Annotated in this window: 9 protein-coding genes and 1 CRISPR repeat array; of the genes, 1 reads left to right on the top strand and 8 read right to left on the bottom strand. The window is 42.7% G+C overall.

The annotated features are described in order from the left end of the window. Positions 1-197 precede the first annotated feature (197 nt). Positions 198-632 carry a DUF6809 family protein gene (locus HGO97_RS23440; protein WP_216245666.1) on the bottom strand — a complete coding sequence of 145 codons (435 nt, stop codon included), beginning with the start codon at positions 630-632 and terminating at the stop codon, positions 198-200. 161 nt (positions 633-793) lie between these two features. Between HGO97_RS23440 and HGO97_RS23435 the strand changes: the two genes are divergently transcribed. Then, positions 794-1,051 (top strand): helix-turn-helix domain-containing protein, encoded by a 258-nt coding sequence (locus HGO97_RS23435; RefSeq protein ID WP_216245664.1) that lies wholly within the window; start codon positions 794-796, stop codon positions 1,049-1,051. A 382-nt stretch (positions 1,052-1,433) separates the two neighbouring features. After that, positions 1,434-3,238: direct repeats of the CRISPR family, unit length 32 nt; unit sequence ATTTCAATCCACACTTACGCGCAAGCGACATC. 192 nt (positions 3,239-3,430) lie between these two features. On the opposite strand, the gene HGO97_RS23430 is transcribed toward HGO97_RS23435, so the two are convergent. From HGO97_RS23430 to cas6, 7 genes are all read right to left on the bottom strand, one after another. Beyond that, positions 3,431-4,909, bottom strand: a complete 1,479-nt coding sequence (locus HGO97_RS23430; protein ID WP_246597751.1) for an RAMP superfamily CRISPR-associated protein — start codon at positions 4,907-4,909, stop codon at positions 3,431-3,433. Positions 4,910-5,060: 151 nt separating this feature from the next. Then, complete coding sequence (gene csx19, locus HGO97_RS23425; protein ID WP_216245661.1) at positions 5,061-5,654, bottom strand: type III-D CRISPR-associated protein Csx19; 594 nt, start codon at positions 5,652-5,654, stop codon at positions 5,061-5,063. Further along, the gene (locus tag HGO97_RS23420) at positions 5,629-7,062 is read right to left on the bottom strand and encodes an RAMP superfamily CRISPR-associated protein (protein ID WP_216245659.1); all 1,434 of its coding nucleotides are present in this window, start codon (positions 7,060-7,062) and stop codon (positions 5,629-5,631) included. The genes csx19 and HGO97_RS23420 overlap by 26 nt, the downstream gene beginning before the upstream one ends. Continuing rightward, entirely contained in the window at positions 7,052-9,211 is a 2,160-nt protein-coding gene (locus HGO97_RS23415; protein WP_216245657.1) for an RAMP superfamily CRISPR-associated protein, read from the bottom strand. The genes HGO97_RS23420 and HGO97_RS23415 overlap by 11 nt, the downstream gene beginning before the upstream one ends. Positions 9,212-9,215: 4 nt before the next feature. Further along, the gene (locus tag HGO97_RS23410) at positions 9,216-10,775 is read right to left on the bottom strand and encodes a Cas10/Cmr2 second palm domain-containing protein (RefSeq protein ID WP_216245653.1); all 1,560 of its coding nucleotides are present in this window, start codon (positions 10,773-10,775) and stop codon (positions 9,216-9,218) included. Further along, positions 10,759-11,721, bottom strand: a complete 963-nt coding sequence (locus tag HGO97_RS23405) for a DUF6602 domain-containing protein (protein ID WP_216245652.1) — start codon at positions 11,719-11,721, stop codon at positions 10,759-10,761. Before HGO97_RS23405 ends, HGO97_RS23410 begins: the two co-directional genes overlap by 17 nt. 13 nt (positions 11,722-11,734) lie before the next feature. Then, positions 11,735-12,643: a CRISPR system precrRNA processing endoribonuclease RAMP protein Cas6 gene (cas6, locus tag HGO97_RS23400; protein WP_216245651.1), complete on the bottom strand. Its 909-nt coding sequence runs from the start codon at positions 12,641-12,643 to the stop codon at positions 11,735-11,737. Positions 12,644-12,787: the final 144 nt, after the last annotated feature.

The following is a 12,787-nucleotide window of genomic DNA, read 5'->3' as shown; positions in this document are numbered from 1 at the left end:
GCTGATCTGCGATCGGCATGTGCCGAAACGCGGATTGTATCAAATGAGCTGATGCGCGGTCTAACTGCGCTAAACTGCGGCCTAGGTGGGCCGCAGGCCCGGAATAATCATTTCTCGAGGAATTCCTAGATTTTATCACGCAAGATACTGCCAGAACATACCCCACCTATTTTCTCTTTTTCTTTGATTTCTCTGGTCTATCTCTTTCCATTTCTCAGCAGCTCTCCGATATTTTTACAGTTCTTGATTAGATCAAGGTCACCAAGCATTTGTATTCCGTCCATAAAGCCCTGGCAATAGGATCTCTGACACTCTATACAATGGGTATGCTCTATAAGCTCCATATATTTTTCAAGATACGCCTTATCTGTCTGCTCAAGTTCTGACAGATACCTATTGAATTTCTGGTCTGCCTCTCTTTGAAGCAAGACAGCCTGCTGTATTTCTTTGGAATCCACTATGTATTCCCGCTCTATCTTTTCCCTCTCAATCGTCTCCCTCTCTGTCTTCCCTCTTTCAATAATATTTTTCCCTTTCATAGTGTATCTCCTCTCCTTAAGGTTCCTCCCCGTTGTAGAATCGCTGCTCACCATCTCCAGAAATGCCGATGCTGCTTTATAAATCTCGCTCATAGTTGTTTCCACCTTTCTCTTACCGTAAGTATCTGCAGACAGGTCTGGATTCTTCATTCAGAAAATCTTTTCGATACTTCATCTTTAGAAGTATATTAACAATTTTATTCCGTAAAATCAATAATAAATACTTCATCTTTAGAAAGTCTAAGGGGATTTCAATGAAAATTTACTGGAACAAAGAAACAAACTCAAAAAATATCATAGGAAAACGTGTAAAGGAATTGCGGACAGAACATCACCTCTCACAAAAGGCCCTGGCTGAACAGCTTCAGCTTTGCGGATACGATTTTAACGATCTCACGGTTTTGAGAATCGAACAAGGCACACGGTTCGTGCCCGATTATGAAGTTGTTGCAATCGCAGATTTTTTCAAAGTGTCTTTAGAATATCTAATGGGGAGGACGGACAAAAGATAAATAGTCAAAAATCGACTTTTTTATAATAGACTTTTTCTTGTGATTCTTCTAATAGAACTGATTTATCTCGAAAGGTGCCTTTTTACAGGGTATCTTTTTTTCATATAAAAAATAGACCTCCAAACTGGGGAGTTTTAACTTGACTCCGTTTGGAGGATTTTTGCATTTTGAGGCAGAACTATTCAATAGCGCAATTCACAATGTGGAGATAATTATAGGGAGGGGAATTGAATGTGGTAGAGGGGCTTATGACAGATATGAAATTAACTTCAAGTGATATCAGCAAATCATAAGCCACATACAGAAACGAACTTATATTTCAAAAAATGGCTTACGCGCAAGCAACATCGTGAAGGTATACACAACAGAAGTGATGGTAGAAATTTCAATCCACACTTACGCGCAAGCGACATCGGCCTGCCGGAAGAAAGGGGCCGGGTGGCATCTATTTCAATCCACACTTACGCGCAAGCGACATCGTCAAAGATAAATTTATCTACTCCGCCATGCTTATTTCAATCCACACTTACGCGCAAGCGACATCACAACGGAAGATCGGCGAGAAAGAAGTTTAAAGCAATTTCAATCCACACTTACGCGCAAGCGACATCGTACAACCTATCAGCATCTGGCGCAGATCAATGATTTCAATCCACACTTACGCGCAAGCGACATCCGCCATCTGTGTACTTCACCTCTGGATCACGGGTATTTCAATCCACACTTACGCGCAAGCGACATCGGTGGGTATAGCAATCTACGTATTAAAAGTTTAATTTCAATCCACACTTACGCGCAAGCGACATCTATGACAAACATTTAGATGGTAAGGTGTTAGCAATTTCAATCCACACTTACGCGCAAGCGACATCAATTATGCAGGAGAGGACCACCTGATAGATGAGATTTCAATCCACACTTACGCGCAAGCGACATCTACATTCGAATCAAGAAGCGTGCTGACCTTTGCATTTCAATCCACACTTACGCGCAAGCGACATCCTCCTCGGGAGCCAGGAAGGAGAAAAGAAGATTATTTCAATCCACACTTACGCGCAAGCGACATCTAAATACGGTAAAGGCGTGCCAGTATATGCAGAAATTTCAATCCACACTTACGCGCAAGCGACATCCCATCCGCTTTACATTTATCGACTAATTCAGTAATTTCAATCCACACTTACGCGCAAGCGACATCAACTAATATTGTACTTTATTTCACCAATAAATGATTTCAATCCACACTTACGCGCAAGCGACATCCCAGTTGAACGACAGGGTAAACGGAATGACTTAATTTCAATCCACACTTACGCGCAAGCGACATCGTCTCATCTACACTTCGGATCGCACACATAATCGATTTCAATCCACACTTACGCGCAAGCGACATCCCCCACGCCTCTCCCCAATCAGCTATGATTGGGTATTTCAATCCACACTTACGCGCAAGCGACATCGGTGTCTGAGATTTTCCTTCGTGTCTATGACAAATTTCAATCCACACTTACGCGCAAGCGACATCAGTTTATAGCTGCCATACCAGATAGTATGGATCATTTCAATCCACACTTACGCGCAAGCGACATCCGTGACAAAAACACCAGATTGGGACGGCAGGACTCATTTCAATCCACACTTACGCGCAAGCGACATCAGCTTCTGGATCTCAAGTACTATATCAAATGCAGATTTCAATCCACACTTACGCGCAAGCGACATCCAACTAATGCGAGACGATTGGCTAGTTGTTAATTAGATTTCAATCCACACTTACGCGCAAGCGACATCAAAATCGTGTATGTACACCCAAAGATAACTGCAATATTTCAATCCACACTTACGCGCAAGCGACATCATGTATCCATCTGCACCACCTCCCCTCTTCTGTATTTCAATCCACACTTACGCGCAAGCGACATCAAAGACGCTGATGCAGTACCGGGCACTGGTAAGAATTTCAATCCACACTTACGCGCAAGCGACATCGGCTATGATGGTTTCCAAATTGGAGAGAAGAGCATATTTCAATCCACACTTACGCGCAAGCGACATCAGAGACCCCATCCATGGGATACTATGCAATGTTTATTTCAATCCACACTTACGCGCAAGCGACATCTGGGTGGAAGAGTTTTTATCCCATTAATAATAGATTTCAATCCACACTTACGCGCAAGCGACATCAGCAAATATTCACAATATTCCCCCGTCAATTTTGTACCATTCTTCTAAATTCTATCCCTTTTCTTCTCCAAATGCAACTTAAATTAGGATTTTCCCTTTCCAATCCGCTTCAATAAAGCTCTTTTCTTCCTTTTTTCAGGTGCGAATCTCCCGGTAAATCTCTGTTCACTTCACATTCGCACCTGATATTTTTTAGGACCTTTGTTTCTTCTTTACAAGTTTATACAATGCTTTTTTCTGATCTAACCCTTTATCTGCATCCTCCGCAACAGTAGGCAGAACCTTGGAGAAATTATGATTATAGTTATCTCCCAGAGCATCGTCCGAAGTGTCTTCTTGTTTCTTTTCCATTCTATTCAGCCTGAACCATTGATGAGAAGCTTTTGCATTAACCTTATCCCGGTTGCCTTCATCTTCGCCTAGCGGATAGCTTACATTTGATGGTCTCTTTTTCCAGTTAGACATGATTTTCAGTTCTTCTGGGATATTCTCACTCGAAAAACCGGATTCTACAAAAAATTCCTCATATCTCACTTCATTATTATCATTATCTCCAACTGTAAGGAGTTCCCATCTTCCTGTTTCTTCATCAATTTCTCTTGTGCACAGGCTTTCAACGCTAATCTGTACGCTCCCGAATCCGAGTGGTTTTCCTCTGCCTATTTTATGGGCACAGTCAGGATTTCCAAAGTCAAGTGACCATTTCAACTGCTCTAACTGTTTTTTATTAAGCTGTTCAAAATATACTCTGAACTGAAATGTTGGGTTACGGTCAGATTTCCTGCTCGGTTTCAACGGTCGTATTCTTTGCTGCATAGCACTTACTTTATTGTTTTTAAACTCATTCATTTCAACATCTTTATGCCAGTAATATTTTCTCCCTCGAATCTTAGGCTGGGTATCATCCAGATACACTCTCTTTTTTCCTTTTTTTGCTCCCTCTTTCTCTTTAACGTATTTATAGTCATAAGTCCAGTAATTCGGTTTATCCTTAGTTTCACCGGGATCATAAGGTGATTCCGTATATAACTCTGCTGTACTTGGACGCGGCTCCCCCATCTCCGGTAAAACGACAGGCTTTTCAAACAGATCAGCACTATTTTTGACCGGATGGATTAACGTGGCATCCGTTATCCTAACTTTAGAACCATATGCATAAGTTTCTGTCTTCTCAGATTTCCCCATCATTCCAAATATCAGACATGCCGGACAAAGATATTCATTACTGCAGGACTGATACTCCCCATTATTCTCCAGCAGACTTTCTATTTTCTTTTTAAATATTTCCCTTCCTATACACGTAGGTCCCTTGTAAACATGTTTAGATTTATTTTGATTTTTACTCTTGTTTGGTATATCCTGTTTCTTAATCTCCGCACTCCGCCTTGACAGCTCCCTGTCCCCCTCCACAGAAGACATACATCCGTTAAAAGCTGCTTCAAATACACTTCTCACTGCCCCTCTGATTTCACTGCCCGGAATCACCGGATCCGAGGGCGGTGATGGCATCTCGCCCGTGTACGGTTCTGCCTTTGAATAGTCTTCGTATGAGAAGAAATCATACCCCGCATATTTTTTATTTTTTGCTTTTCCTTCCTGTGCCTCCTTCACTTTCAGGAGCCTCACAGATGAACTCGTATTTGGTATAAATAGTGGTGTCAGCAGTCTCATACTACATTCAAAATAACCTGTATAATAGTTTTGTTTCTCCCTGCTGGACTCCTTTTCTTTGGAATCCTCTCTATGGCACTTTTCCGCCAAGGGGATAAAATTATAGGGATTTACAAATCTTTTTCTTACATCTTCATGTATAATATTCCTATTACTCCCCAAGCTCATCACCTGCCTTTCCATGCTCCTGATACCAGGGGCAAAAGCCCACCATTCGAATATCCGTCTGGTATACCAGTTCCTTATCTTCTATATTTGGAATACGCATAAACTTTCTCACACAGACAGCCCACTCCCGTGCTTCTTCCTTTACCGGCACCCAGATTCTAGTGCCTCTTTCAGAAGCCAGCAGGCTCCAGAGCCCAGAAGTATCTTTCACCCTGCCCCAGATTTTCTGCTGCTCATCTATGCAGTATTCGTTACTTTGCAGTACCTTCTCTTTATTAAATATGTTACTCCCTCTGTATCTTCCAATCCATCTTCCTTCATATGGAGTCAGACGTAATTCACCAGTCTCATTAAAAATGCGGAGTTCCTGGAGATACTCCCAGTCCAGCGGAACTGGTTTTTCATAGTGGTCCAGTCTGATCATAAAACTACCGTCTTCATAAATCCCAAAACCTACGGCAAAATCAAGCACCACATAAAGCCACGCTTTCTCTTTGAATTGTTTCTTTATGCGGGCTTCTACATCTTCTGCGGAATCCAGTTCAACCTTTTCATACGCTTCTACTAACTGTTCCATTTTCTCCTCCCCTGCACCATGCGGCGGCCGCCTGCATACATCCCTCTTTTTTCGGTTCTTTCATTACTTCGCCATCTAAAAGTATGTCCGCTGCTTCTTCATCTTGTCCGCAAAAAACGCCTCTTCCGATTGCCGTCTCACCACCAATCGGCAAAATACCTGACAGCAGGTCTAAAACTGCCCAGAGCAGCAATCCACAGATGATGTCATCTTCCTTCTTATCTCTTTTCCAGCGAATTCGAAGCGTACATGTCCCGCCTGCCCAGGGTGTTTCCTCAAAAAGAGCCCCCTTAACGGTCCCTCCTGTAAAACGGTCTATCGCATTTCTGGTCTGCGGCAGCCCATGTCCTCCATCTACTTTTATTTCCTCAAATACAATCCTTGAAGACCGTAATTGATCTTCCTGCTTTTCTCCGGTAACCCATGTACCGAAATATTCTTCCAGCTTCTGTTGTGCTTTTTCCCAATTTTCCAGATGTGCTATCTGCTTTACAATCCTGGCAATATGGCTGCGGAATGCCCCGGCCAGGCTGGTTCCCGGAATCACGGCCTGTTCCCCTTCATCCTTAACTGTCAGCTGCCCATAGTCGGGAAGGCTGTCCGCCTTTGTAAAGGCTGTGCTGTAGGATCTCACCAAAAGTGTATAGGGAATCCTAAGTGGAACCTCCAAAACATGTTCCAAACTTACAAGACTGTCTATACCGTCTGCCGAATCAATACTCTCTGCCTGCATAAATGCGTTTTTATCATCCCAATGCCAGTTCAGCCACTTCAGATACTCTTCTCTTTCTTCCATATGAAACTGTTTGAATCTGGCACTCTCGATATGAAGCCTTCCAAAGCCTCTGTTCGCTTTCCCTCCGATTCTGAGTTCTCCTGTGTTAAATCCCTGAATCCAGCGTTTTATCCAGCGCAGGTCCCAGTTCCAGGCATCCTGAATAGTCCCCTTCCCTGTCAGACAATCCTGACGTTGGATGAGTTCTATCCGTATCCTAAATTTTGCATCTCTTTCAATCATCTGTATTTCATATTTGGATTTGTGCACTGACGTCTTGTTCTCTCCCAGCTTAACACCATCACGTATTCCCGCTACTCCGTCTTTTAAAACCGTATCATAACAGAAAAGCCTGCTCTGCCTGTCACTGCTGCTCCCAGGCTTCCCTCCTCTGGGAGCGCCAAAAAGCTGGTATAAGTCCTCTTTTGGAACAAATTCCCTGCTGTAGGCGAGCAGGGCGCCTGCCAATGAGCTTCCCGGAATCATCGGCTGTCCTGTCTCATCTAAAATCACATCCGCATCGGTTCTCTCCTGTTCCCCGGAACTGATTGACAGTGGAGATGCAAGATGCCCTTTCAATTCGACACACAGCCGCCCGCATATCTTATTACATTTACCTGTATCACGATTCATCCCTGCCCCTCGCTTTCCACTTCGCATTTTCCAAGTAGCGCTTCGTAAAATCATATGATTTATTCTTACAATGCCCTATTATCTTCAGGATTCTTTTTTTCTTTTCTTCATCATGTATGTTTCCCACTTCATTTACAATCTTTTGGTAGAAGTCCTTGTCTTTTTCATAGCTCCTCAATAACCTGGACAACATGGAAATAGCGGAAGATGGTGGGAGCTCATCCTTACCGATTATATCCACCCTATCAAGAATTGCCTTTCTATCTTCCAGCCGTTTTGACTGGTTAGAAAGGATGTCATGAAGGATAGCTTTATTACGCTCTTCTTCATGACTTTCCGCCCCCTGATTCTTCTCAGTATTCTCTTCTTCTGAATCCCTGACTATTTCTCCCACCTCTTTATTGTCAAACGGTCTGACTGCCACCTGCCCATATCCTCTGCCTGTTAACTCTCCCCATCTAATCGATTCTATTTGGTGCTGATAGACTTCCTGGTCCGTTTCCAGAATAAAGGTACTGCCTGCCGCTATCGCCGGACAGGATACCAATGGCATCCGCCATCTGCTGTTATATCCACTGTGAGTTGTATACCCGCCCGCAGCCATTTTAAGCCCTTGTACCTTACATCCTAATATTTCTTCCAGCTGCTCTTTGAACGCTTTCTCAGCTAACGTATACTCTCCCGTCTCTCTGTCCCGGCTGACCATCGGTGTCAGCAGCCACAGCAACCATTTCTTCCCCTGGCATACTGATTCCTGCTTATTATTTTTCGGGGACACACCTGTGATTTCAAAAGTACACCTTCCATACTCAGCCGTCTTCGATCTACCCAGCTTCATCTGGTAATCATTTTCCTTCTGGCACGCTGCCAGACGCTTTAGATCTCCTGCCTTCCCCAGCCAGGTTCCCGCATATACCTGCCCCTTGGACAGCGCTGTGTATTGAAAAAATTGTCCCGTATCGACACTGGTATCCTCAGCCCGGTCATTTAAAGCATGTGCGATTCCTCGATCCAGTGGGCGGGCATGATGGAAATGAAGCTCTCTACGGGCAGATATCGTATGCAGCTCGTGATTCTTCCAATATACCTGCCCTGAAATCTCTCTTCTCCTTCGATTCTCATTTCCCTCTGCTATTTGGAACCACTTTCCTCTATTTTCTTTCTCTTCTGCAATTGCTTTCGGACAAGGCCAATAGACCTGACCATTCCTTTTCAGGAAACCATATCCGAACTGCACTCCGTCATGCAGAAATATCCTGCTGAAATTCTGATCCTTATGGGCATCTGATCCTAATGAAAACTTCCTGATATACATTCCTGCCAACGCCCCCAGCACAGGTCCCGCCGGCAGACAGTCCTCATTCCCATCCAATGCAATTGGCGAGTCCAGCTTAATCTCATAGGAAAGTTCAACTTCCTCTTCTTCTCCATAGCTTTGAAGCGCTTCTTCACTAGCTTTTGTGCAGCCGCTTATCTCTTTCCTTTCCAGCTTCTCTGTCTTTGCCGTTTCCAAAGTACACCGCACTTCTCCAAAGCCTCTGGTAATCCCCATTCCCATGTGACGAAGTCCTTTCACACAGTTTTCAAGCGCTTCTTTCTCTTTCCGGCTCAAATCTCCTTCTATATAACTGACGAATTCTATCCCTTTTGGAACCACCTGCATCGTCCTCAGAGAATGGTCCTCAGCTGTACCCGTATCCGCATCTATTGCCGTACGTGTACGCTGTCTTGTGAAAAATTCCTCTAAATATGCCTTTTCCATCTCTGGGCGCTTATGTACCTCCGATTGAAAATGTTCATAATTTTCAATAATCGAATCCTTTTTTTGAGTATCTTCTTGAGAATCCTCTTCTTGAGCATCGAACAGATACCGCGGAATCAGAGATATATGGGCATCACCAATACAGATTCCTTCTCCTGTCCGGGCACCTTTTCTCCCGAAAATACCCTCCAGCACATCCGCTCCAATCAGTCCATTGTCCCGCATCTCTTTGCCCGATTCGAGAAGACATCCCTTGATTCTCTTTGCAGGAATATAGGGAATCCCATCCTCCGTCGCTGTCATGATATTGGTTATGCCCGGTGCGTCTTCCCCCGTCGCTGTACAGAGGCTGCTCTCTAACTTTATCTTCAGAACCCATCTTTCCATCGCCTTACATCTCCTGCATTTTCCAAAATTCTTCCAACAGTTTCATTTCACATAATCCACGGATTTCTAATGCATCATATAACGGAGATTTTGTCCAATCCTCCGCCTGAGTCAGATCCTTGATATCATAACCGCGAGACTTAAATTCTTTTTGCAAAAATTCCATCTCATATTCTCCCTCAAGCATGGCCTGCGATATTTTATGGAGTCTGTTCGATGGCCAGCTTTCCATCTTTTTTACAGCCTCACATAATCTGGCCAGAGAATCCTCTTTCTTCTCATGCTCCTTCGCTTCCACAGAATACGGACGCAGCTGCCAGTCTTCATGTCTGACAGTTCCTCCTACTTCGCTCCCCTTTAAGATTCGGAAATCCAGAAAACAATTCTCGCTGCTTCCTCCCTCCCGCTTCTGATACCATTTCTTCTTTGCATCAGAACAGGATTCCTCCGCAATACAATAAGTTTCATAAAATGGAAAATGACTGTGCACAAAAGCAATGCCTGCGCATGCCGTAATCTTTTCAGCCTCCTTCTTCTGTCCTTTCATCAATTCCAGCAAGAATCCTGCGGCAAGCGGAATTGCCAGGTCAGCAGTGCATACGAACGTGAAATCATCCCCATCCATTACGATTGGACGCAGGGGCATTTGGATTTCCTCCTCACGTTTTCTGTCTGGAAGCTTTAGATATCTGAACAGCCCTTTCAGCATTTCCTGATATGTATTTTCAAAAACAGAGGAGATCTTCTTTGAATTTTCCCTCAAAATAGGGACTGCCATTTCATACTCCTTACTTTCTGCTAACACTTTCTGAACCTGCGCTCCCATCCCATTGCCATCAATATGAACTATCGCAATATAGCTGTTTCCGCCGGGATCACGGCATAAAGCATCCATATCCACCGGATAATCGTAATTGACTCCCTCTATAAGCGGATATAACTTTCCTTCTTTCTGCCCCTTAGTCTCCTGATATGCCATCCATTTTTGATATTGCATTTCTGTCATATCCATATTTTCCTCTTTGGATAGACAATACCGCCGTGTTATAGGCTGATGGTTCGCATTATCCTGCTCCACTACCGGGAATGGGGAATAAACTGGCTGTTTGATCATGCCCGCTTTCTTCTCCGCCATTTTCCTATTCAGCTTCTCAACATCTTCTGAAAAATTTTCTAAGTTAATCTTTTCCACATAGGCAGCTGCCAAATAGATGCCCTGGCAGTTTTCTGCAACCTTCCTCGCCAGATTTCGGGAAACCTGTTGGCATACTTCCATCCCCTGAAAAAGGACCAGCGCATTCCCACCACCGATATAGATAATCTCCACTATGATACTTTGATCTTTCAGAAGCAGAAGCTTATCTTCCTTTTGCCAATCGATCACATATGCATCGGTCTGTGTGACTGCCTCCCTGATGGAATCCGGGAGATATACCTCCAGAATTTTCGTTACCTGACACGATGCCCCGACATTTTCCTTCAACCTGTTCGTGGCAAAGATATATCGTTGTATCCCGCTGATATCATACTTTGCCAGAATATAATCGTTACTTCTGCTGTCCATTCGTTTCCCCTTTCTCTGGTTTTCCTAAAATTGTGCTAAAACGTTCAGCATATGCATGATGTGGAAAGAGCATTGGATTGTTCAGAATCATAAGTAGCTGATTTAACTGAAAAATCAATGAGAGAAGGACGTTTTCTTCCTCCTTGCCATCGGTTACCTGCATAACTTTTAAAGATTGTAGAATTTGTTGTCTTTGATTTCCTGATTTAAATTTCTTTATCTGTTTCCTTGTCTCAATCTCTTCTTTAATTTCCTTAACCATTTCCTCATACTCGGATTCTGTATACTCCAACGCATGATTTAGGGCGTTATTCCACTCTTCTAAGGATTTCTCTTCTCCTCTTATGTACTTACATAATTTTTTACTTGTTTCATCAACTGACAATATTATGTCAAAGTCCTTCTGCAATTTTAAAATAGAGTTTATAGGTTTTATAGCACATAGAATCATAATTGGTCTTGTTGCAGTTTGGGTAGCAGGCACTGTTCTGGGTGCTTTATTATCAACCATGTATGTTGTCATACGGGCAACCGAATCAAGAGATGTAAACAATTTTCTTATTGTTTTTCTCCAATTCTCCACATCTTTATACTCTACGCTATGGGATTTACCTTGAATCACCGCGGCCACAGCTTCGATAGGGATAAACTTAATCTCACCGTAATTAAATATATAAGGGGTATACATTTCATCAAAAATGACCAAATCAACTTCCGCAGACTTATTTCCATAAGAATCAATAATAAACACACCCTGCTCAATACAATACTTTTTAGGTACAACCATTTCAAATAGAGACTTCCAGACATTTTCTCTATAAGACCCTACTGTTGGATAATGATTATCAACATTTAATAGAATCTGATTTACAATGGAACTCTCAATTTTCCTGTAATTATCCCCAAGCATTCTTATTAATTCTTCATATGTAACCGACTCTGACATTTTTCTCCTCCCTCTATCTGTCATAAGAAATCTCATAGTGGCCAAATCCTATCGTCGCGCCTTTTCCCAGCCTTAAATATCTACCGACTTCCAGTATAGGCACAAATGTTGATAAATCTCCTTCATACAGAACCCATCCCGTTTTAGACGGAAGCTCCAGTTTTCCATTCTTTCGGTTCATAGAATAACGTTCAAAGGGGATTTCCCGCCAATATTCACTTATAGTTCTAATCTTCCCTGCCTCTTCTAATAGCCCCGCTTCATCCCATTCCAACTGAAACTCAGTGTGAGCTGTTGTTAAAAGTGATATACGCCTGATAAGAAACTGTATCAACAAATCGAATGGCAGTGTTTCAAATAATTTATCACCTGATACAATTCTAAGTGGCGTATCAAAAAACAAATTGGCATAAGAAGCATTTCGCTCTACTATCTGTAATGGTCTTGGTGAAAGGTTACAAATCCACCTTTTTCCGTCCACATAAATCATGTTACCCGTTTCTGCCTCTATCACCTGAATCAGCCGGAATGAAAGCCTTGCTGCTCCCCAGCCCTTTTGTTCCGCAGCTATAAGTGCATCCAAATATACACCGGCCTGTTCTGCTCCATTTCCGAAAAGGGTAAGGTCAAATATACACACATCTCCCTTTTTCCAATTTTCCTTTCCCCCACCATGAACATATAATGTAAAGGGATTTACGGCTCCTGCTTCTCCGCCTGTATTGCTAAAACACCGGACATAGGTACAAGCATCCTTCCTCTCACACCGATAACATCTCCTTCTTGGATATTCACAGAAAGAATCACGCAGACAATGCCCTAAGATTCCTCTTATTGTAGATCCCAGATATGCAGGCAGACCGCCTTCTTCCTGACATTCATATGTTGCACGCAATGTAATAATCTTAATAAATTCGAACATTTTCCCTCCATAATCAGATCATGACTTGTTTACATTATATACTATATTTTCCCATTATCCAACTTTTATAGATAAATTATCTGTCTAATATTTTTATTTCATTATTCATTTTTCACAAATTTGCTTTTCTATTTCGATTTATTT

This window comes from Faecalicatena faecalis, from assembly GCF_012524165.2.
Classification (GTDB): domain Bacteria; phylum Bacillota; class Clostridia; order Lachnospirales; family Lachnospiraceae; genus Faecalicatena_A; species Faecalicatena_A faecalis.
This window is presented reverse-complemented; position numbering and strand designations above follow the sequence as displayed.